At 70.6% G+C, this 21,933-nt stretch carries 16 protein-coding genes and 1 riboswitch; of the genes, 12 read left to right on the forward strand and 4 right to left on the reverse strand.

Annotated elements, in window-relative coordinates:
* Window positions 1–64: 64 nt before the first annotated feature.
* Complete coding sequence (locus ACZ6WN_RS22850) at window positions 65–931, forward strand: hypothetical protein (protein WP_465867865.1); 867 nt, start codon at window positions 65–67, stop codon at window positions 929–931.
* Between the two features lies 1 nt (window position 932).
* Here the strand turns inward: ACZ6WN_RS22850 and ACZ6WN_RS22855 are convergent, their stop codons facing one another.
* Window positions 933–1,970, reverse strand: coding sequence for a VanZ family protein (locus ACZ6WN_RS22855; protein WP_465867867.1), 1,038 nt, complete (start codon window positions 1,968–1,970; stop codon window positions 933–935).
* 45 nt (window positions 1,971–2,015) lie between these two features.
* Window positions 2,016–2,876, reverse strand: coding sequence for an oxygenase MpaB family protein (locus ACZ6WN_RS22860; protein WP_465867869.1), 861 nt, complete (start codon window positions 2,874–2,876; stop codon window positions 2,016–2,018).
* A 76-nt stretch (window positions 2,877–2,952) separates the two neighbouring features.
* Here ACZ6WN_RS22860 and ACZ6WN_RS22865 point away from each other — a divergent pair, with 76 nt between their 5' ends.
* The 8 genes from ACZ6WN_RS22865 to ACZ6WN_RS22900 all read left to right on the forward strand — a co-directional run bounded on the left by ACZ6WN_RS22865 (window position 2,953) and on the right by ACZ6WN_RS22900 (window position 15,222).
* Window positions 2,953–4,050, forward strand: a complete 1,098-nt coding sequence (locus ACZ6WN_RS22865) for a hypothetical protein (protein WP_465867870.1) — start codon at window positions 2,953–2,955, stop codon at window positions 4,048–4,050.
* Between the two features lie 8 nt (window positions 4,051–4,058).
* Window positions 4,059–5,528: a protein kinase domain-containing protein gene (locus tag ACZ6WN_RS22870; protein WP_465867872.1), complete on the forward strand. Its 1,470-nt coding sequence runs from the start codon at window positions 4,059–4,061 to the stop codon at window positions 5,526–5,528.
* Window positions 5,529–5,578: 50 nt separating this feature from the next.
* Window positions 5,579–6,775: an MFS transporter gene (locus ACZ6WN_RS22875; protein ID WP_465867874.1), complete on the forward strand. Its 1,197-nt coding sequence runs from the start codon at window positions 5,579–5,581 to the stop codon at window positions 6,773–6,775.
* A 31-nt stretch (window positions 6,776–6,806) separates the two neighbouring features.
* Window positions 6,807–7,238 (forward strand): Fur family transcriptional regulator, encoded by a 432-nt coding sequence (locus ACZ6WN_RS22880; protein WP_465867876.1) that lies wholly within the window; start codon window positions 6,807–6,809, stop codon window positions 7,236–7,238.
* Between the two features lie 41 nt (window positions 7,239–7,279).
* On the forward strand, window positions 7,280–9,433 hold the full coding sequence (gene katG / locus ACZ6WN_RS22885; protein ID WP_465867878.1) for a catalase/peroxidase HPI: 2,154 nt from the start codon (window positions 7,280–7,282) through the stop codon (window positions 9,431–9,433).
* A gap of 141 nt (window positions 9,434–9,574) precedes the next feature.
* Window positions 9,575–12,043, forward strand: a complete 2,469-nt coding sequence (locus ACZ6WN_RS22890) for a transglycosylase domain-containing protein (protein ID WP_465867880.1) — start codon at window positions 9,575–9,577, stop codon at window positions 12,041–12,043.
* Between the two features lie 74 nt (window positions 12,044–12,117).
* Window positions 12,118–12,231: riboswitch (SAM riboswitch) on the forward strand.
* Between the two features lie 44 nt (window positions 12,232–12,275).
* Window positions 12,276–13,595: an aminotransferase class V-fold PLP-dependent enzyme gene (locus ACZ6WN_RS22895; protein WP_465867881.1), complete on the forward strand. Its 1,320-nt coding sequence runs from the start codon at window positions 12,276–12,278 to the stop codon at window positions 13,593–13,595.
* Between the two features lie 571 nt (window positions 13,596–14,166).
* Entirely contained in the window at window positions 14,167–15,222 is a 1,056-nt protein-coding gene (locus tag ACZ6WN_RS22900; RefSeq protein WP_465867883.1) for a lipoate--protein ligase family protein, read from the forward strand.
* Between the two features lie 7 nt (window positions 15,223–15,229).
* Here the strand turns inward: ACZ6WN_RS22900 and ACZ6WN_RS22905 are convergent, their stop codons facing one another.
* A complete protein-coding gene (locus ACZ6WN_RS22905; protein WP_465867884.1) occupies window positions 15,230–16,054 on the reverse strand; it encodes an alpha/beta fold hydrolase in 825 nt (274 codons plus the stop codon).
* Window positions 16,055–16,230: 176 nt separating this feature from the next.
* On the opposite strand from ACZ6WN_RS22905, the gene ACZ6WN_RS22910 reads away from it, so the two are divergent.
* From ACZ6WN_RS22910 to ACZ6WN_RS22920, 3 genes are read left to right on the forward strand one after another with little or no spacing between them, the layout of a single operon-like run.
* Window positions 16,231–17,052: an alpha/beta fold hydrolase gene (locus ACZ6WN_RS22910; protein ID WP_465867886.1), complete on the forward strand. Its 822-nt coding sequence runs from the start codon at window positions 16,231–16,233 to the stop codon at window positions 17,050–17,052.
* Between the two features lie 31 nt (window positions 17,053–17,083).
* On the forward strand, window positions 17,084–17,914 hold the full coding sequence (locus ACZ6WN_RS22915; RefSeq protein ID WP_465867887.1) for an alpha/beta hydrolase: 831 nt from the start codon (window positions 17,084–17,086) through the stop codon (window positions 17,912–17,914).
* 9 nt (window positions 17,915–17,923) lie between these two features.
* The gene (locus tag ACZ6WN_RS22920; RefSeq protein ID WP_465867889.1) at window positions 17,924–18,730 is read left to right on the forward strand and encodes an MBL fold metallo-hydrolase; all 807 of its coding nucleotides are present in this window, start codon (window positions 17,924–17,926) and stop codon (window positions 18,728–18,730) included.
* An 11-nt stretch (window positions 18,731–18,741) separates the two neighbouring features.
* On the opposite strand, the gene ACZ6WN_RS22925 is transcribed toward ACZ6WN_RS22920, so the two are convergent.
* A complete protein-coding gene (locus ACZ6WN_RS22925; RefSeq protein WP_465867891.1) occupies window positions 18,742–21,483 on the reverse strand; it encodes a helix-turn-helix transcriptional regulator in 2,742 nt (913 codons plus the stop codon).
* Window positions 21,484–21,933: the final 450 nt, after the last annotated feature.

Below are 21,933 nucleotides of genomic sequence, written 5' to 3' on the forward strand. Positions count from 1 at the left end.
GACATGTATACCCGGATCGAGCGCCGAGATGGCTGCGCAACGGCGTGCGCCATAGGGTCGACGCGTGCTGGGGGACGAGGGTCTGGGGTCGCCGTGGAAGGCGACGGCGCGCAGGGTGAGTTGGACGCTGCTGAGCATGTTCATCCTACTGATCGGCCTCATGTCGAGCGTCGGGTTCCTTGTGGCGGACGATGGTGAAAGCGGCGCGCACCTGATCGGTGTCACTTGTGGCGTGATGTTCGTGCTGCTGGGCGTCTATAGCCACATGACGAAAGGTCTCCGCGGCGGCGGTGGCGCACACCGGAGGGTTCGCTGGACCACGACTGCGCACGGGCCGGGGAATGAGATCAGGCTCAGACGGGGTCCTGAGATATGTGGCGAGCTGATGCTCGTGTGCTTCGTGGCGATGCTGTGTCAGTTCGCGGGGCTCTCGTTCCGAGACGGCCTGATCGTGGTCGGCGTGTTGTTCACGGCGCCCGCGGCATTCTTTGCCGTGGTGGTTGTCGATCACGTGTTGACGTTGAAGATGCGCCGGGCGCTCTTGATCACGCCCGAGAGCCTGACCCTGGAGCTCGCCGGCGAGGTGGTCTCCGCGGCGTGGAATGACATCCGCGTCGACGTGTTCGAGCAGGTGTCGACGCCAGAAGGGATCACGGTGACCAACCGGTTTCTCGAGGTGACACCGAGGCGGGACGCGCCGTCCTGGTCATCCACAAGGCGCCGCCGGATCCGGCTCCTTCCTCGTCGGTGGCGGGGCGAGGTGGTTCGGGTGGGGTTCTGGCTGTTCGACCATCCGGAGCGGGTGCTCGCCGCCCTGAGGTCGCTGCAGAGGCGTGATGACAACGGGCGGCGGGTGGTGCTGTCGAACGGTGTCACGCTGGCACATCTGACCGGCGACCTCGAGGTCTCGCCGTTGGCCGGCGGACAGTGACTCAGCCTGGTCGAGCCGGCCGGACCTGCATCCCCGCGAGCGCGTTGCTCATCCCTCGGTGGCCGTCGGTGCGGGGGAGTGTCACGAGGGTCATGGCGACGAAGGCGAGCAGGAGGAGGGTGGAGCCGGGGAAGTCGGCCATCAGAAGCAGGGTCAGACCGCCGACGCCGGTGACCAGCTTGACGACCCGGCGCCACCACACCCCGGTGGAGGCGGTGGTGCGGAGGCCGACGACCCACTCGCCGACCGTGCGTCCGAAGCCTAGGACGGCGACGGTCTCCAGCATGAGCGGCGGGCCCCAGAGGAGCCAGAACTGGGTGGCGGCCGGGATCTCGTCGACGGGGACGTCCATGCCGTAGAGCTGCCAGGCTCGCCATGCCACGACGAGCGGGGCGCCGCTGCCGAGGACGACCAGGAGGTCGGCGGTCATGCCGACCAGGCGGCGCCCGACGGTGACCGTGGTGGGCACCTTCGGCGCCCGCGGGCGGACGAGGCGTACCGAGACGAGGGACCCGATCACCGCGCCGACGGTGTTGAGCATCAGGTCGTCGACGTCGAAGACGCGGTAGGCGCAGGGGTAGAGGCCCCAGATCCCGGTGAGCTGGGTGGTCTCGATGAGCAGCGAGGTCGCCAGACCCAGTGCGCCGGCGACGAGTACACCGCGCCCGGCGATGGCCCGGACGAAGAAGCCGAGAGGCACGAACAGGACGACGTTGAGCGCCACCTGGAGGAACGCGGCGCTGGTGAGCAGCGCCCGGCGGCCCACCTCCTCGCGGACCAGAAGGATGTCGGAGACGAACCCGAACGGACGGAACTGCGTCCCCGCACAGGTGTAGCTGCCCACGTCGGGCACCGGCAGCAGGGTGTAGGTCCACAGTGCGACCGCGTAGATCGCTGCGGTCAGCAGGAGGAGGATGCGTACGAACGGGAACGAGCCCCGGCGGCGGTAGGCGATCGCGGCGGCCGGGACGAAGCCGGCGATCGCCAGCCCCACGCCGAGGAAGACGGCGAGCATCGCGTTGCCGACGACGTTGATCACGTCGTCACGCTAAGCCCGGGCCGGCGCCCCGCCCGGGATCGACACTCACCCCACCCGGTGCGCCGGACAGCCCGGCGCGAAGGTGCCGAGGTCCTCGGTGTTGAAGCCGTGGGGATAGCTCTTGATGCGGGGCATGTCCCGGACGTACGCGGGCTTCCGCCGTGCCGGCAGCAGAGCGACCACGCGTGCCCGCGCCTTCAGCGCCCCACGGGACAGCGAGCGCGCCACACGCCCCGGCTCGGGGTAGCGGAACGCCTCGAGCAGGTGCGGCTCCATCAGCGACAGCGAGAAGATCCGGATGATCGGTGCCAGCGGGCGCGGGTAGAAGGTCGTCAGCAGCTCGAGCGTCGAGTCGGCGACGGCACGGCTGCCCTCGTCGTACGCGAAGTGCTCGGCCTCGTAGGAGTCGAGGAACTGCTCGAACTCCGCATAGGTCGCCGGGATGTCCTTGATCCCCATCCGCTTCCCGAGCGCCTGGTAATAGCGCAGTGCCGCGAGCTGCTCGTCCGCGGTCGACTGCCGCCAGCCGAAGTCCTGGTTCCAGCGCCGTGGGATCACCACGAACGTGGAGAGGACGTAGCGCATGTCGTCGTTGGAGATGTCGTACATCCGGTGCATCTGGTTGATCCGCCGCACCGCGGCCCGGCCGCGAGGGCTGTCCAGGTCCTCGACCGCCGCGTCCTCCAGCAGCAGCGCGGTGTCGTCGTAGCGCTTCTGGGTGTTCTCGGTGAACTGGTGCGTATCGGCCAGCAGCCGGCCGATCGAGGGCACCGCGTACGTCCGGAACAGGGCGAAGCTGAGCGCCTGAGTCGTGTCCCACGGGAACTCGTAGAGACCCAGACGCCTCGAGATCTCCTGGAACTCGGTCTCCGGGTCCAGTCCGGCTGTGCGCGACTTCTTGGCCATGGTGCCTCCTCGCTCGATACATAACTGTATCGTGATCTGGGTCACCTGTGGGGACTCTCGCCGTAATGTCTTGGGCATGGAGAAGTCGGGAACGCAGACGCCCCTGTCCACCGCTGCCGCCGAGGCGGTCCGAACGTACGCCGCCACCGCCCGCTCCGCTCTCGGCTCCGCCGAGTCCCCGGTGATCTCGTACGCCGGGCTGTGGCTGCTCCTCGCCTCGCTGGCGCCTGCGGCGGAGACCGAGACCGACGAGATCCTGGGGCTGAACCGGGCCGACGCGCGGGCCGCCGCGCTCGCGCTGCTGGAGGCGCCGCACGCCACCATCGGGGCCGCGGTCGCCGGCTGGCTGCGCCCGGGGGTCGAGCTGACCAGGGGCCTGCCGGTCGTGCTCGACCCGCTCCCGGAGCAGGCCGGTCTCGACGCCTGGGCCGACGAGCACACCCGCGGCCTGATCAAGCAGTTCCCGCTCGAGATCGACGCCCAGACGCTGATCGTGCTCGCCTCCGCGCTGGTGGTCACGCCGCGCTGGAGCGAGCAGCTGGGCGAGGGTGAGGACGGGCTGCTGCTGCTCGAGGACGGCTTCCAGGCGGTGGTGGAGACCGAGGCGGCCGGCCCGGTCGCGGTCGCCTGCCCGCCGAGCAAGGACGGCATCTCGGTCTACTCCGTGATCGCCGGAGAGGGAGTGTCTCCCGACGACGTGTGGCGGGCCGCCGACGAGGTCGTCCGGCGGGTCGACGCGGGCCAGGTGGGCGACCGCACGTTCGACGCCGGCCAGGAGGACGGTCACGCCTGGACGGTCCGGGAGGTCACGGTCTTCGGCGGAGCCCCGTCCGACCGCTGGCGCAGCCATCTGCCCGAGTGGAGCGAGGAGGATCGTCACGACCTGTCGGCCGCGCCAGGGGTCGCCGAGATCGCCCGCGGCGTGATGGCCGCGGTCGAGGAGGAGACGGAGGCCGTCTGCGTCCAGAAGGCCGTGGCGTCCTACGACCGCGAGGGCTTCCAGGCGGCCGCGGTGACCGGGATGATGGTCCGGGCCGCCGCCGCGGTGCCGCGCGAGACGAAGGTGCGGCAGATCGACCTGAGGTTCGACCGGCCGCACGCGGTGGTCGCGGTCGCGCGCGGGGGAGCCTGGGAGGGCATCCCGCTCTTCAGCTCCTGGGTGACCCCGGCATAATTTCCGTCATGGACGAGCTTCCCCCGATCGCCGGTCGTTATCGGCTCCTCACCCTGCTCGGAGCCGGCGGCATGGGCGAGGTCTGGCGGGCGCGTGACACCGTCCTGGACCGCGATGTCGCGGTGAAGCTGCTGCGGGACGTGGACGACCCCACGATGGCCGAGCGGTTCCGCCGCGAGTCGCTCTCGACCGCCCGGGTCGTCCACGACGACGTGGTCAAGATCTTCGACGCGGGCAGCGACGACAACGACGTCTTCCTGGTGATGGAGCTGCTGCCCGGACCGACCCTGGCCGAGCCGCTCCAGCAGCGTGGCGCGATGCCGGTCGACATGGCGGTCGAATACACCCGCCAGGTCGCCGGTGCGCTCGGCGCCGCTCACCGGGCCGGTGTGGTGCACCGCGACATCAAGCCGGCCAACCTCATGTTCGACGGTGACGGCCGGCTGACCGTGCTCGACTTCGGAATCGCGTACGCCATGACGGGGGTCGACGCCGGGCTGACCCAGACCGGCCACGTGATCGGCAGCCCGTCCTACCTCTCGCCCGAGCAGGCCGCCGGCGACCCCGTCGGGCCGCCCGCGGACGTCTACTCGCTGGGCTGTGTGCTCTTCGAGATGCTCACCGGCAAGGTGCCCTACTCCGCGCCGCACCCGGTCAAGATCCTGCACATGCACCTCAGCGACCCGGTGCCGCGCATCACCGACTTCCGGTCGGTGCCCGCGCCGCTGGCGCGGCTGGTCACCCGGATGCTCGACAAGAACCCGGCCGCCCGGCCGTCGATGGACCAGGTCGGACACGAGCTCGGCTACGTCCTCAGCGGCGCCGACCCCGACGCGACCGACCGGCTCTCCGCCGGTCAGGCGCCGCACCCGACCCAGGCGATGCCCCAGCGATCGCTCGACGAGCCGATGGCGCTGCCCGGCTCCCGCACCGGCGTCCTGCCCCGTCCCGCAGCCCCGCCGCCCGCACGCGGGCCGCGGCCGGGGTCGCTGCGCAGCTTCCCCACCGGCCGGCTCGTCGGTGCGGTCGCGCTCGTGATCGCCTGCGTCTTCGCCGCGTCCTGGCTGGCCTCCTACGAGCCCGCCCAGGCCGACCAGTCCTCCCAGGGCTCCGACGGATCCGACACCTCCGAGGACACGTCCGGCAACTCGGACGGCTCGGACAACGCGGACGGCTCGGACAACGCGGACGGCTCGGACGGCTCCGAGAACACCGAGACCAGCAAGTCGGACAACAAGACCCTCAAGCGCCTCGACAAGCTCGACCACTGGCGCGAGAACCTGGAGAGCTGGAACGTCATCGACGGTGGCCAGTCCCAGGAGTGGGAGGACCAGATCCAGCAGATCCGCGACCTGGTCGAGAAGGGCGAGAGCGCCAAGCGCGAGATGGAGCAGCTCCGCGAGGAGTTCGACAGCCTGGGCAAGCGTGACGGCAAGGACGGCGAGAAGATCCTCGACGGGCTGCTCAAGGGCAACTGACCCCACAAACGCGTGCGCGATCAGCGTGCGAGGGTGCAGACTTCGCGTCCATGACCCGACTCCAGCTGGCCCGGACGGCGGTCTTCGTCGCCTTCGCGATCCAGGGACTGACCTTCGCCTCGCTCATCACCAGGCTCGAGTCGATCGCGACGAAGCTCGACCTGAGCGCCGGCGACGTCTTCGTCGTGCTCGGCATCACCACCGCGGTCGGGGCCGTCGGCAGCGTCGTCGCAGGTCACCTCGCCAGCAGGGTCGGTAGCGCCGCGACTCTCTCGCTGATGCTCGGCGGAGCCTCCCTGGCCGCGGTTGCGCCCGCCTTCGCGCCGACGATGGTCACCCTGCTGGTCCTCAACGGCGTCTACGGCTTCTTCCTCGGCGGCGTCGACGCCTCGATGAACATGCAGGGCACGGCCACCCAGGACGCGTACGGCCGCCCGCTGATGAACGGGTTCCACGCGATGTGGAGTGCGGCGGCGGTCCTCGGCGCCGTCTATGCGACCGTGACGATCGCCCTCGGCGTACCTCTGGGTCTGGACATGATCCCCATCGCCATCGTCGGCCTGGCCGCCAACCTCGCCACCTTCCGGCTGCTGCTGCCGCCGGAGGCGGTGGACGCGGCGGAGAAGAGGCCCAGCGGTACGCAGCGCCCGAAGCCCCCGCTGCCGTGGCTGACGCTCCTCCTGGTCGCGGTGCCGACGTTCGCGATGTGGTTCATCGACTCGGCAGCCTCTGCCTGGGGTGGGATCTATGTCGTCGACGGCCTGGGCGCGGCGGCTGCGGTCGCGCCGGCGATCTATGCCGCCTACCAGCTCGTCCTCCTGGCCGTACGCCTCCCCGGCGACCGCCTCGTCGCGCGCTTCGGCGCCGAGCGGGTGATCCGCACCGGCGGCATCGTCGGGGTGGGCGCCCTGGTGCTGATCGTCGTCGCCCCGCACTGGAGCGTGGCGGCGGTCGGGTTCGCGATCCTCGGCGGCAGCCTGGCGATGGTCCCGCCGCAGTCCTTCGTCGCTGCCGCCCACATCTCCCCGGACAACGCCGAGGATGCGATCGCCCGGGTCAACCTCGCCAACTACGCCGGCTACCTCGCCGCGGCCTCTCTGATCGCCGCCGTGGCCGAGCTCTTCGGCGAGCGCTCGATGTTCGTCATCCCGCTGGCGATCTCCGTCCTGATCCCGCTGATGGCCGGCCGCTTCGCGACCCGTCCGGCAGCGAGATCCGAAGGAAAAGAATCACCCTCCGTTTCTTGACTCATTCAAGAATTCGCGTAGGCTCTGGGTTGTGGGGCACACGGACTACGAACAGCTGCTGAGAGGTGCCTCCCTGCGCGTCACTCGCCCGCGAGTGGCCGTTCTGGGGGCCGTCACCGAGAACGCGCACGCCGACACCGAGACCATCCTCGGAGCGGTGCGCGAGCGGCTTCCCGACGTCTCCCATCAAGCCGTCTACGACTCCCTTGCCGCCCTCTCGGCCGCCGGGATCGTACGCCGCATCCAGCCGTCCGGCTCGGTGGCTCGTTATGAGACCCGGGTCGGGGACAACCACCACCACGTGGTCTGCCGCTCCTGCGGGAACATCGCCGACGTCGATTGCGCCGTCGGCCATGCGCCCTGCTTGACGGCATCGGACGACAACGGCTTCGTCGTCGACGAGGCCGAGGTCATCTACTGGGGCACCTGTCCGCAGTGCCAGGCCGCCCAGGGCAAGAACTGAGCAGCGCAGCAAATGATCCGAACAAGAAGGACTGGAACCTGATGTCTGAAGAGTCCGTGAGCAAGTGCCCGGTCATGAACGCCGGCCGCGTTCACCCGACCGTCGGCAGCGCCAACCAGGAATGGTGGCCCAACAAGCTGAACCTGAAGATCCTGGCCAAGCATCACCCCGCGGCCAACCCGGTCGACCCCGACTTCGACTACAAGACGGCCTTCGAGGCTCTCGACCTGGACGCCGTCAAGGCTGACATCGCCGCCGTCCTGACCGACTCCAAGGACTGGTGGCCGGCCGACTTCGGCAACTACGGCCCGTTCATGATCCGCCTCGCCTGGCACGCCTCGGGCACCTACCGCAGCCACGACGGCCGCGGTGGCGCCGGCAGCGGTCAGCAGCGGTTCGCGCCGCTCAACTCCTGGCCCGACAACGTCTCCCTCGACAAGGGCCGCCGCCTGCTGTGGCCGGTCAAGGCCAAGTACGGCCAGGCGCTCTCCTGGGCCGACCTGTTCGTGCTGGTCGGCAACGTCGCGCTGGAGACCATGGGTCTGAAGACCGCCGGCTACTCCGGTGGGCGCGAGGACGTGTGGGAGGCCGACGACGACGTCTACTGGGGCCCGGAGAAGGTCTGGCTCGACGACGAGCGCTACTCCGGCGACCGTGACCTGCAGGCGCCGCTGGCCGCCGTCCAGATGGGTCTGATCTACGTCAACCCGGAGGGTCCCAACGGTGAGCCCGACCCGCTGAAGTCCGCGGTGGACATCAAGGAGACCTTCCGCCGGATGGGGATGAACTCCGAGGAGACCGTCGCCCTCATCGCCGGTGGTCACACCTTCGGCAAGACCCACGGTGCCCACCCCGACGACCTGATCGGCCCCGACCCGGAGGCCGCGCCGCTGGAGAACCAGGGCCTCGGCTGGAAGAACGGCCACGGCACCGGTGTCGGCCCCGACGCGGTCACCTCGGGCCTGGAGGTCACCTGGACCTACCACCCGACCCGCTGGGACAACGAGTTCTTCCACATCCTCTACGCCTACGACTGGGAGCTCACCGAGTCCCCGGCCGGCGCCAAGCAGTGGAAGCCCAAGAACAACGGCGGCGCCGACCTGGTGCCCGAGGCGTTCGGTGACGGCAAGCGCGAGCCGCGCATGCTCACCTCCGACCTCGCCCTGCGTGTGGACCCGGAGTTCGACGAGATCTCGCGTCGCTTCAAGGACGACCAGGACGCGTTCAGCGACGCCTTCGCCCGCGCGTGGTTCAAGCTGACCCACCGCGACATGGGCCCGAAGAGCCGCTACGCCGGCGCCGAGGTCCCGGCCGAGGACTTCGACTGGCAGGACCCGCTGCCGACCGGTTCGGCCGCCACCGACGACGCCTCGATCGCGGCTGCGAAGAAGGCGATCGCCGAGTCCGGGCTGACCGCTCAGCAGCTCGTCTCCACCGCCTGGAAGGCCGCGGCCACGTTCCGCAGCTCCGACAAGCGCGGTGGCGCCAACGGCGGTCGCATCCGCCTCGAGCCGCAGGTGTCGTGGAAGGTCAACCAGCCCGAGGAGCTCAAGCCGGTCCTCGCCGCGTTCGAGAAGATCGCCGCCGAGACCGGGGTCTCCTTCGCCGACGTACTCGTCCTCGCCGGTGGCGTGGGTGTCGAGCAGGCTGCGAAGGCTGCCGGCTACGAGGTGACCGTGCCGTTCACGGCCGGCCGCGTCGACGCCACCCAGGAGCAGACCTCCGAGGAGAACTTCGCCTGGCTCGAGCCGGTGGCCGACGGCTTCCGCAACTACGACTCCGGGTTCCTCAACCTGCCCTCCGAGTTCCTGTTCATCGACCGCGCCAACCTCCTGGGCCTCTCCGCCCCCGAGGCGACCGTCCTCACCGGCGGCCTGCGCGTGATCGGCAACAACTGGGACGGCTCCGACCTCGGTGTCTTCACCAAGACCCCGGGCGCGCTGACGAACGACTTCTTCGTCAACCTGCTCGACTACGACCAGCAGTGGACCCCGTCCGCCGACGAGACGACCTACACCAGCACCAACGGCTGGACCGGCTCCCGCGTCGACCTGGTCTTCGGCGCCAACTCCGAGCTCCGCGCCATCGCCGAGCTCTACGCCGGCTCCGACGCCAAGGAGAAGTTCGTCAACGACTTCGTCAAGGCGTGGGTCAAGGTCATGGAGAACGACCGCTTCGACCTGAAGCTCCGTTGATCATGGGGATCTGAGGGTCGTACGCCGCGGCGCGTACGACCGACACGGAGGCCGGCCCCTCATGGGGTCGGCCTCCGTCGTCATACCCACCCGGGTAGGATCAACGGCCGCCGCAATCAGTCGCCTAGGTCAGGTGGAGCAATGGAACACCGGAGCGCCGAGCCTCCGAAGGGTCCGACCGGTCCGCCGCCGTCGTGGCGGCCGCCGCCTCCGCCCGCCCCGCGGATCGCGGCCGAGCCACCCCGGACCACGCCCAGCAGACCGCCGGGCGCGCGTCGCGCGGCGCCCAAGCCGTCCTCCGCCCGGGCCTGGCTCGCCCGCGCCGAGCCGGCCAAGGTCTGGGCAGCCGAGAAGTGGGCGGCGGCCAGGAGCGCCACATCCAGGGGTTCGACCACTGGTTCGACCTCCACCGCCTCGACCTCCTGGGCTTCGGCGAGCTGGCGACGCTGGGGGAAGGTGACGGCGAAGGTGGCGCTGGTCGGGTTCCTGGCCATCGCCCTGATCGGGTCGATGGCGGCGATCGTGACGTACAACCGGATCAACGTGCCGGACCCGAACGCCGCCTTCGAGGTCGAGACCTCGTTCGTCTACTACAGCAACGGCAAGACCGAGCTCGGCCGCTACCAGGAGGGCGACCAGAACCGGACCAAGCTGGACGCCGACGAGATCCCGGAGGTCGTCAAGCACGCCGTGGTGGCCGCCGAGGACCGTACGTTCTACGAGAACAGCGGCGTCGACGTGAAGGGCATCGTGCGGGCCGCGTTCTCCAACACCACCGAGGGCACCGCGGGTGGTGCGTCCACGATCACCCAGCAGTACGTCAAGAACTACTACCTCAACTCCGAGCGCTCCTACTCCCGCAAGCTGAAGGAAGCGGTCATCGCCCTGAAGCTGACCAGGCAGAAGAGCAAGGACCAGATCCTCACCGACTACCTCAACACGATCTACTTCAACCGCGGCGCCTACGGCATCGAGGCCGCCGCGAAGGCCTACTTCGCGAAGTCGGCCAAGGACCTCTCGCTGCAGGAGACCGCGGCGCTGGCGGCGATCCTCAACAACCCGGCCGGCTTCGACCCGGCCAGCAGCACCTTCCGCGGCGAGGAGAAGCTGCTCGGCCGCTACCGCTACGTCCTCTCCGGCATGGTCGACCTCGGCTACCTGAAGCAGGCCGACGCCGACAAGGTGAAGGACAAGCTGCCGAAGTTCCCCGCGAAGACGGTGCCGAGCCGGCTCGGCGGCCAGCGCGGCCACGCGCTCACCATGATCAAGGCCGAGCTGCTCGGTCTCACCAACGCCCAGGGCAAGCCGCTGTTCACCGAAGAGGACATCGACAGCGGCGGCCTACGGATCACCGCGACGCTCTCGCCCAAGGTGATGAAGGCGTCGGCGAGCGCGGCCAAGACCGTGAAGCCGAAGAACCGGAAGGCGTACGTCAAGGGCGACCCGGAGCAGAAGAACGCTCTGCACGTGGCGACCGCCTCGGTCGACGTCGGCTCCGGCGCGCTCCTCGGCTTCTACGGTGGTCAGGACTATCTCGACAGCCAGCACAACTGGGCCGCGACCGGTGGCCACGCCGGGTCGACCATGAAGGTCTTCGCCACCGCGGCGGCGATCGCCAAGGGCTACTCGCTGGAGTCGACGTGGGCCGGTGACTCGCCGTTCACGACCTATACGGGCGCGCCGGTCGTCAACGAGGGGGAGCAGGCCGGCATCGCCGACGGGATGGACTACGGCCAGCACATCACGATGCTCAAGGCGCTGGAGCAGTCGGTGAACACGGCCTACATCGACATGACCGAGTCCATGGGCGGGCCCGAAGAGGGCCGCAAGGCGATCTACGACACCGCCGTCGCGGCGGGGGTGGCCCCGGCGAAGGCGACCCCGAAGTTCCCGGGGATCCCCAGCACCACCACCGACTTCGACCACAAGACCGACGACCGGATCGCGCTCGGCCGCGCCAATGTCAGTCCGATCAACATGGCCAACGCCTACGCCACGATCGCCAACGGCGGCTACCGCCACAACGTGCACATCGTGAAGAAGGTCCGCGACCGTGCCGGCAACGTCCTCTACAGCTGGAACGGCCGCAAGAACGCCCGGCACGCGATCTCCGAGGACGTCGCCGCCGACGTGACGTACGCGATGCAGGGTGTGGTGCAGAGCGGCTCGGGCCAGAAGGCCCAGAGCATCGGCCGGCCGGTCGCCGGCAAGACCGGCACCGGCACCTGCACCGACGAGCAGTACGTCTGCTCGTCGTGGTTCGTCGGGTTCACCCCGCAGATCGCCACCGCCGTCCGCTACTCGCGCGGCAACGGCGAGGGGAAGCTCGACGGTGGCTGGATGCCGTCCTACTTCGGCGCCGACTATCCCACCGAGACCTGGGCGGCCATCATGGCGAAGGCGATGGAGGGCAAGGAGGTCGAGAACTTCCCGGAGCCGGTCTACGTCGACGGCCAGGATCCCGAGTCCGGACACGAGAAGCAGCTGATCGCGCCGCCGCCTCCGCCGGACAAGGACGACGGCGAGGAGTGTGACCCGATCGCGGAGTTCTTCGGGGCCTGCGACGGCAAGGGCAAGGACAAGGGCGACCCATGGGGCGGGCGTCCATGATCTGAGACCTGCGTCCATCAACCGAGATGACGAGTTGGTGGGGGCGCCCGGTCTCGGGCAGCATCTCCGGCGAAGGTCACGACTGCCAGCGTGAAGCCCCGGCTTGCTGGCGGGCAACCCTCCCACGCGGTGGGGTGCTCCGGGTGACGACCAGGCCCTCGCCGAGGTGGCGCGGGCAAGCGCGTGCTTCGCCGGGTGGCCCTGGGGGAGCCATGACCCGAAGGGTGCCCCCATGTCCCTGCTTCCGCTCGTCGGCTCGAAGACACAGGTCCCGCTGCTGGACGGAACGACGACGACGTACGCCAACCTCGATGTCGCCGCGTCGGCGCCGGCGCTGCAGGCCGTGGCCGACCGGGTGGCCGAGGTCCTGCCCTGGTACGCCTCGGTGCATCGTGGCGCCGGCTACCTGTCCCAGGTCTCGACCGCGCTCTACGAGGAGTCGCGCGCGACCATCGGCGCCTATGTCGGCGCCCGCGAGGACGACGTCACCGTCATCACCCGCAACACCACCGACGCGGTGAACCTGCTGGCCGGCTGCGTACCCGGTCGGGTGCTCGTCCTCGACATCGAGCACCACGCCAACCTGCTCCCGTGGCACCGGGTCGAGGCCGGCGTCACCGCCATCGCCGGCCGCGAGAGCCTCGCCGGCACCATCGACGCCCTCGCCGGCGAGCTGGCTCGCGGCGACTACGCCCTGGTCGCGATCACCGGTGCCTCCAACGTCACCGGCGAGGCGCTGCCGGTCGGCGAGATCGTCACCCTCGCCCACGCCCACGGCGCCCGGGTGCTCGTCGACGGTGCCCAGCTGCTCGCCCACCGCCACTTCTCGCTCGCCGCGACCGGCGCCGACTACGTCGCCTTCTCCGGCCACAAGCTCTACGCCCCCTACGGCGCCGGCGCCCTGGTCGGGCGCCGCGACTGGCTCGACGTCGGCACCCCCTACCTCGCCGGGGGAGGCGCCGTCGACGACGTGGAGGTGGGCGAGACCACGTGGCAGCCCGCCCCCGCGCGCCACGAGGGCGGCTCGCCCAACGTCATCGGCGCCGCCGCGCTCGCGGCCGCCTGTACGTCTCTCGACGGCCTCTCGGTCGCCGAGCTGGACCGCCACGAGGCGTCGCTGAGGGGGCGCCTCGTGGCCGGCCTGTCCGCGCTGGGCGGAGTCGAGGTCATCCGGCTGTGGCCCGACTCCGACGAGCCGGTCGGTGTGGTCACGTTCACCGTCGACGGCATCGAGCCCGGTCGCGTCGCGGCCTACCTCTCCGCCGAGCACGGCCTGGGCGTACGCGACGGCCGCTTCTGTGCCCAGCCGCTCCTCAAGCGCCTCGGGCTCACCGCCGGCGCTGTCCGCGCGAGCATCGGCATCGGCACCTCGGTCGCCGACGTGGACCGGCTGGTCGCCGGCGTACGTTCCCTTCTCGCCGGTGACGTCCGGGGCGACTACGTCCTCGTCGACGGTGCCTGGACCCTCACCGAGGACCCTCGCCCCCTGGTCGGCCCCGCCGGCCTGACCCGCCTGGCCGACACCGCCGGCTCCTGCGCCGCCGCCGTCTGACCCCCCTGCCGAGGCGTCAGCTACGTCGGCCGAGCCGTCAGGTACTTCGGGCGAGGCGTCTACGTCGGGCGAGGCGTCTACGTCGGGCGAGGCGTCAGGTAGGTCGGGCGAAGCGTCAGGTAGGTCGGGCGAAGCGTCAGGTAGGTCGGGCGAAGCGTCGGGTAGGTCGGGCGAAGAGTCAGGTACGTCGGCCGAAGAGTCAGGTAGGTCGGGCGAAGAGTCAGGTACGTCGGCCGAAGCGTCGCTTCTGTCGGCCGAATGGGCATGCGGTGACGCCTCGCTCGACCGGAGTGACGCTTCGGCCGACGGGAGTGACGTCTCGCTCGACGGGAGTGACGCTTCGGCCGACGGGAGTGGCGCCTCGCTCGACGGGAGTGACGCTTCGGCCGACGGGAGTGGCGCCTCGCTCGACGGGAGTGACGTCTCGGCCGACGGGAGTGGCGCCTCGCTCGACGGGAGTGACGTCTCGGCCGACCGGAGTGACGTCTCGCTCGACGGGGGTGACGCTTCGGCCGACGGGAGTGACGCCTCGGCAGGGGATGAATCGGCGCGGGGACGGTGTTGAGGAATTGTGAGTGAACGAGTGCATGGCGAGCGGAAGGTACGCGGCGGCAAGCTGGTTGTCGTCGACGCGACGGTGTCCGCTGACACGATCATCGACGTCGTCCTCTCGGGCGACTTCTTCCTGGAACCCGACGAGGCGCTGGGGTGGCTGACCGCCGCGCTGGAGGGGCAGTCCGTCGAGGTGTCCCTCGACCAGCTGACCGCGGAGCTGGACGCCGCGGCCCGTGACGCCGAGCTGGTCGGCTTCGGCACCCGCGACATCGCCCTGACGGTGCTGCGGGCGCTCGGTAGGGCCACGACCTGGGACGACCTCGACCTCGAGATCGTCGAGACCGGCCCGCTGTCGCCGACGATGCAGATGGCCCTCGACGAGGTCATCGTCCGCCAGGTCGCCGAGGGCCGCCGCGCCCCCAACCTGAGGTTCTGGGACTGGGCGAGCAGCGCGGTCGTGATCGGCAGCTACCAGTCGCTCTCCAACGAGGTCGACGAGGCCGCCGCCGAGCGCCACGGCATCGACGTCGTACGCCGCATCTCAGGTGGCGGCGCGATGTTCATCGAGCCGGGCAACACGATCACCTACAGCCTCGCGGTGCCCGACACGCTCGTGGCAGGCATGTCCTTCCAGGAGTCCTACGCCTTCCTCGACGAGTGGGTGCTGCGCGGCCTGCGCAGCGTCGGTATCGAGGCCGCCTACGCAGGTCTCAACGACATCGCCTCCCCGGTCGGCAAGATCGCCGGGGCCGCCCAGAAGCGGATCCCGGGCGGCGTGCTGCACCACGTCACGATGGCCTACGACATCGACGCCGACAAGATGCTCGAGGTGCTCCGGATCGGCCGGGAGAAGATGTCCGACAAGGGCACCCGCAGCGCGGCCAAGCGTGTCGACCCGATCCGTTCCCAGACCGGGCTGAGCCGCGACAAGGTCATCGAGGCGCTGCTGGCCGAGTTCGAGCAGAGCTTCGGGGCGGCGTACGTCGGCCTCGATCAGGCCACGATCGAGGAGGCCGCGGCGCTGGTCGAGACCAAGCACGGCACCCTGGCCTGGCGGGCACGGGTGCCGTAGCGGCCGCTCAGCCGTCGATGAAGGCCAGCAGGTCGGCGTGCAGACGGTCCCGGTCGGTGTCCGGCAGGGCATGGCTCGAGCCTTCGTAGACCTTCAGCTCCGCACCGTCGATCAGGTCGGCCGAGCGTCTGCCACCGACCCCGATCGGCACGATCTGGTCGTCGTCGCCGTGCACGACCAGCGTCGGCACGTCGATCTTGGCCAGGTCGGGCCGGAAGTCGGTGGCCGAGAAGGCGGCGATGCACTCGTAGGCGCCCCGGTGCCCCGAGGCCATGCCCTGGAGCCAGAAGGCATCGCGGAAGCCCTGGGGGACGTCGCCGTTCCGGTTGTGCCCGAAGAACGGGCCGTCGGCCAGGTCGCGATAGAGCTGGGCCCGGTTGGCCACCTCTCCCGCGCGGATCTCGTCGAAGACCTCGATCGGGAGCCCGTCGGGGTTGTCCTCGGTGCGCAGCATGAGCGGCGGCACCGCCGAGACCAGGACGATCCGCGCGACGCGGGAGGTGCCGTGCCGACCGACGTACCGGACGATCTCGCCGCCACCGGTCGAGTGCCCGACGAGGGTGAGGTCGCGCAGGTCGAGCGCGTCGATCAGGCCGGCCAGGTCGTCGGCGTAGGTGTCCATCTCGTTGCCCGACCAGGTCTGGCTGGAGCGGCCGTGGCCCCGGCGGTCGTGGGCGACGGCGCGGTGGCCGTGCTGGGCGAGGAAGAGCGCGGTGGCCTCCCAGGCGTCGGAGTTGAGCGGCCACCCATGGCTGAGCAGCACGGGGCTTCCGCTGTCGCCCCAGTCCTTGTAGAAGATCTGGGCGCCGTCGTCGGCGGTGATGTAAGGCATCGGGTTCCTCCCACGGTCGGACGGGATCTGTCCCCTCGAGCCTGACCCGGCCACCCCTGGCCCCGGACCACGTGCACCGCGTAGTCCCGCTCGGACTACGTGCCCTACGTGGTTCGGAGGTGGCGTCGCGCGATGGACGATCGGAGCGTCCCAGCCCCCAGAGCAGGAGCCAGACCATGTCCTTCACACATCGCGCGAGCGGCTTGCTGGCCGTTCTCGTAGCAGCCGTGATCGCCCTCGCCCCGTCGGCCGATGCGCTGACCAGCCGCGGGCACGCCCCGGCGCCGAAGCCGACCGTCGTGCTCGTTCACGGCGCCTTCGCAGACTCCTCGGGCTGGGCCGGCGTCGCCGACAGGCTGACCGACCGCGGCTACCCGGTCCTCGCCTTCTCCAACCCGCTGCGCGGCCCGTTGTCCGACGCCGAGTACCTACGGCTGTTCCTGGACACGATCGACGGCCCCGTCGTGCTCGTGGGTCACTCCTACGGCGGCGCGGTCATCACCAACGCCGCGACCGGTGACCCGGACGTCACCGCGCTGGTCTACGTCGCCGCGTACGCGCCGGCGGAGGGGGAGAACGTGCTGGCGATGAACGAGCTCGGCGGCGGCCACACCGAGGTGGCCGACCACCTCGTCACCAGGCCCTTCCCCGGCGCCCAGCCCGGCGACATGGACGCCTACATCGACCCGGCCTGGTTCCCGCGCGGCTTCGCGCAGGATCTGCCGCGCGACGAGGCCCGGTTCCTCGCGGCCTCACAGCGACCGGGCGCGCTCGCCGCGCTCGTCACCCCGTCGGGCGAGCCCGCCTGGGAGGACCTGCCGAGCTGGTACGTCGTCGCGAAGCAGGACCGGATCATCCCGCCGGAGGCCGAGCGTGCCATGGCCGCCAGGGCCGGGTCGAGAACGGTCTCGGTCGACTCCTCCCACGCGGTGATGATCAGCCACCCCGGCCTCGTGGCCGACGTCGTCCATAACGCGGCGCGCTCGACGGCGCGCTGACCAGCCCGACCGACCATCGAGAGGAAACACCATGCCCACTCCGGACACCATCGTCCTGATCCACGGCTTCTGGGTCACCCCACGCTCCTGGGAGCACTGGAAGGCGCGGTACGAGGCCAAGGGCTTCACCGTGCACACCCCGGCCTACCCCGGATTCGAGGTCGAGGTCGAGGCGCTCCGCGCCGACCCGACGCCGATCGCGGATCTCACCCTGGAAGCCATCGTCGCCCACCTGGATGCCTTCCTCGACACCCTCGACAGCGAGCCGATCATCATGGGCCACTCGGCCGGTGGGGCCTTCACGCAGGTCGTGATGGACCACGGCCACGGCGCCGCGGGCGTCGTGCTCAACTCCGCCCCCACCGAGGGCGTACGGGTCACGCCGTGGAGCCAGCTGCGCTCGGTCTTCCCGGTCCTCAAGAACCCGGCCAACCACCACCGGGCCGTCGGGTTCGACGCCGAGCAGTGGACGTACGCCTTCACGAACACCTACACCGAGGAGGAGTCGCTCGCGTTCTACGAGCGCTACCACATCCCGGCTTCGGGCCGGGTACTGTTCGACTCCGTGCTGGCCAACTTCCAGCCCGGTCATCAGGGCGCCTGGGTCGACTTCAAGAATGCCGACCGCGCGCCGCTGCTGTTCCTGTCCGGATCCGAGGACCACATCATGCCCCCGGCCGTGCAGGCGTCGAACGCCAAGCACTACCAGGGCGAGGGCACCCTCACCGAGCACGAGACGTACGACGGCCGGCCGCACCTGATGGTGGCGGGTCCCGGGTGGGAGGAGATCGCCGACCACGCGCTGGAGTGGGCGCTCGCCCACGCCGGAGAGCGGGGCGCCTCCGAGCCCAGCGCCTCCTGAGGCCGCGCGATGGACCTCACCCTCACTCATGTCGGCGGGCCGACGACGCTCCTGGAGGTGGCAGGGTGGCGGATCCTGACCGACCCGACCTTCGACGCCCCCGGCCGGACGTACCGGTTCGGCTGGGGTACGTCCTCGCGTAAGACGACCGGTCCGGCGATCCCCGCGACCGAGATCGGCCAGGTCGACGCCGTGCTCCTCACCCACGACCACCATGCCGACAACCTCGACGACGCCGGCCGGGCACTGCTGCCGGACGCCGGGGTCGTGGTCACGACCGCATCGGGCGCCACCAGGCTCACGGCGTCGGGCCTGGGCGAGCGAAAGGTCAGGGGCCTGCGTCCCTGGCAGACCACGGTGCTCGAGGCCGAGGGCCGCCCGACGATCACGGTCACCGCGACCCCTGCGCGTCACGGGGTCCGGGGCAGCAGGCCGATCGTCGGTGACGTCATCGGATTCTCCCTGACCTGGCCGGGACAGGAGCACGGAGCCGTCTGGTTCTCGGGTGACACGGTGCTCTACGACGGTCTGCGCGAGGTCGCGGCGCGGATCGACGTCGGCACGGCGGTGCTGCATCTGGGACGGGTCGGGTTCCCGGTGACCGGGCCGCTGGCGTACACGATGGGCGGGCGCGACGCGGTCGTGCTGTGCGACCTGCTGGACCCGGTCACGGTGGTGCCGGTGCACTACGAGGGCTGGTCGCACTTCCGTCAGGGCCGCGACCGGATCCTGGCCGATCTGGACACCGCGACCCGGGAGACCGCGGGTCGCTTCCGGTGGGCGACGCCGGGCGAGCCGCTGCGTCTATCCGTCTAGCCCGACCTGCCCTAGCCGTTCAGCCTGTCGGACAGCTGCCGGCGGGAGGAGATGCCCAGCTTCTGGAAGACCTTCCGCAGGTGGTAGTCGACGGTGTTGGGGCTGATGAACAGGTTGGCCGCGATCTCGGCGTTGGTGTGCCCGGACGCGGCCAGCCGCGCGATCGTGTGCTCCTGGGTGGTGAGGTCGAGCCGGGGTTCGGAGCCAGGGTCGTCGTCGGGCCGGAGCCCGAGGATCTCGAGCTCGGCCAGCACCCGTGGGACGTAGATCTCGGCGCCGCTGTGGCGCAGATGGCGCAACGCGAGCCGGAGCTGCTCACCGGCCTCGCGACGGCGTCGGGCGCGACGGAGCCACTCGCCGTAGAGCAGGTGCGAGCGGCCGAGCTCGGACTCGGCGAGCGTCTTGTCGAGGGCGGCGACGGAGGCGAGGTAGTGGGCCTCGGCCTCCTCGTCCGGGCTCACCAGGGCGAGCGCGCGCTCGGCGACCCCTTCGCACCACGGCATGCCGTTGACCGTGGCCCGGCCCGCCAGGTCCTGCGCGACGCGCTGCGCCTCGTCCGGGTGGCCGGAGCGTACGGCGGACTCGACGAAGTCGGCGTACCACAGCGGGGTGACCTGGAGGAACGGGTCGTCGATGAGCGGCTTGTGGCGCTGGTAGGCGTCCTGGTAGCGCCGGTCGGCGAGATCGCGGGCGACCAGGCCCTCGATCCCCGAGGAGCGTACGCCGCCGAACCCGATCGCACCGGCGCTGTCGGCCACGGCCTCCACCAGCTCGCGAGGCTCGCCCGACCAGGCCATCACCGCGACGTTGGGCACGACCGCGTCCTCGTAGCCCATCGCGACACGTACCTCCCGGTTCAGCTCCACGCAGCGGTTCGCGCGCCGCACGGAGCCGCCGTAGACCTCGGAGAGGGCCATGATCCAGAGCAGCGCGTCGAGCACGAGCAGGGCGCCGCGGTCGCGTGCGGCACGCGCGGCACGGTCGAGGCCGGCCGCCCGGCTCCCGTCGTCCCACAGATAGCCACCCAGGCCGGCGATCACGGCACCGAAGTACATCACCTCCTCATCGGGCAGGGCGAGCACCGCGTCGTACGCCGCGCGAACCTTCGGGTACGCGGTGTCGTACGGCTCCAGGATCAAGGCGGCCAGACCGCGCAGGACGACCGCCCAGCGGCCGTTGCGACCGGCGCCCGCGAGCATCCGATGCCCCAGCTCCGCCCGCGTCACCCCGGACATGAGCCGGTCGGCGCTCGAGCACCGGTCGAAGGCGCGGAGCAGGGCGTCCTGCTCGCGTACGTCGTCGAAACCGTGGAAGAGGTCGGCTGCCCGCAGGTGGTCGGCCGCGCCGCTCATCACCCCTGTCCGCTCGGCGCGGAGCAGGGCCAGCGCACTGCGGGTCGTCAGCGCGCGACCCCGGGTGACCGGCCCGGCGGAGGCCTCGTCGATGTCGTCGATGAGCCGCTGCGACAGATGTGCGGCGCCGACGGCCAGGGCCGCCTCGGCCGCACCGACCTGCCGCGCGGCGCGCGCCTCGCCCGGCGGGCTGAGGTCTGCGCTGCGCGCGAGCAGACGGGCGCTGGAGGCCAGACCGCCACGCCGGGCGGCCTGTTCGGCGGTCCGGTCGAGCCGCTCGGCCACGGCCTCGTCCGTCCCGATGACGGCTCGGGCGGCATGCCACGCCTCCGCCTCGACCAGGCCCGACCGGTCGGCGGCGTGGGCGAGCGCCCGGTGGACCCGGCGGCGGTCGACCCCTGTCGCCGCGTTGTAGACGGCCGAGCGCACCAGCGGATGGCGGAACCGTACGTCCGGGGTGAGCTGGACGAGCCCGGCGAGCTCGGCGCGGTCGGCGTCATCGAGGGTGAGGTGGAGCTCGGTGCCCGCCGCGGTGAGCAGGTCGATGTTGCCGGTCGAGTCGGCCGCGGCCAGCAGCACCCAGGTCTGGACCGCGTCGTCGGCCTGCCGCACCTGACGTACGTAGTGGGCCTCGAGGTGACGGCCGACGGGGACGGGCTCGCCGGCCATGCCCAGGTCGGGCAGCTCGTGGACCAGCGACTCCCCGGCGAGGTCGATCAGGGCGAGCGGGTTGCCGCCGGTGGCCTGGGCGATCGCGAGGGCCATCGACGGCGGGAGCGGTTCCGTCGCCGCGCGGTTCAGCAGGCGTACGGCCGCCTCGGTGTCCAAGCCGGTCAGGGCGAGCTGGGGTACGCCGCCGAGATGCTCGGCCAGAGCGGCCTCCTCACGCCCGGCGAACACCACGGCGACGCGCTCCACGGCGATCCTGCGTGCCACGAACGCCAGCGCGTCCAGGCTCTCCGTGTCGACCAGGTGGGCATCGTCGATCGTGCAGACGATGCCCTGCTCGGTGCTCGCCGCGGCCAGCAGCCCGAGCACGCCGAGGCCGACCAGGTAGCGGTCGGGTGGCGGGCCGTCGGCCTCGCCCGAGGCGACGAGCAGCGCCTGCCGGTGCTGGTCCGGAAGGGTCCCGCACTCCGCACGCAGGCTGGTCACCAGCCGCTGCACCGCCGCGAAGGCCATGTCCGACTCCGACTCGTACCCGTCGACCCGGACCACGCGCAGAGTCGTGCCCGCGGTGGCCGTCGTGAGCAGGGCCGTCTTCCCCATGCCCGGCTCGCCCAGAACCGCGATCGACCCGCCGCTGCCGTTCCGCGTACGGCGCAGCAATGCGGTCAGGCGAGCCTGCTCCGGGTCACGGCCGACGAGCGCGGCCCCGTGTCGCTCGTTGGCGCTTTCCACGGGGCGACGTTAGCCATCGGGCCGGCTGTCGCACATGACCCAAATGCTCTAAAACTTGGACTCCGCTGCTCGGAGCGTTCCTTGGATGAGATGGGGGGGTCCTCATTCACGACCGACATCACGAGCAGCGGAGCGCCGCCAGTCTGGCACGCTCAGACACGCGGTCGCAATAGGTGAAGGCCCCTCCGAGGCTATTTTCTGTCGGTCGATCTGCAGGGCGGAACTCATGGACTATCGAAAGTACTAGACCAGAGGATTTGGACCGTACTTTCCGGGTCCTCCGGCCCAGCCCCGCGACGCCTGGGGGCGGGGTCGCGAATGACGATGGACGCCGTGGTCGGCTACCCTGGACACATGCAGTCGTCTGTCCTGCTTCTTAGGCAGCCGCGCTGACCCTGAGGGACACACCCCGGTCACGCGGCTACCCCTCCATGTGAGGGGTTCTTCTGT

Source organism: Nocardioides sp. NPDC054178 (assembly GCF_055585005.1).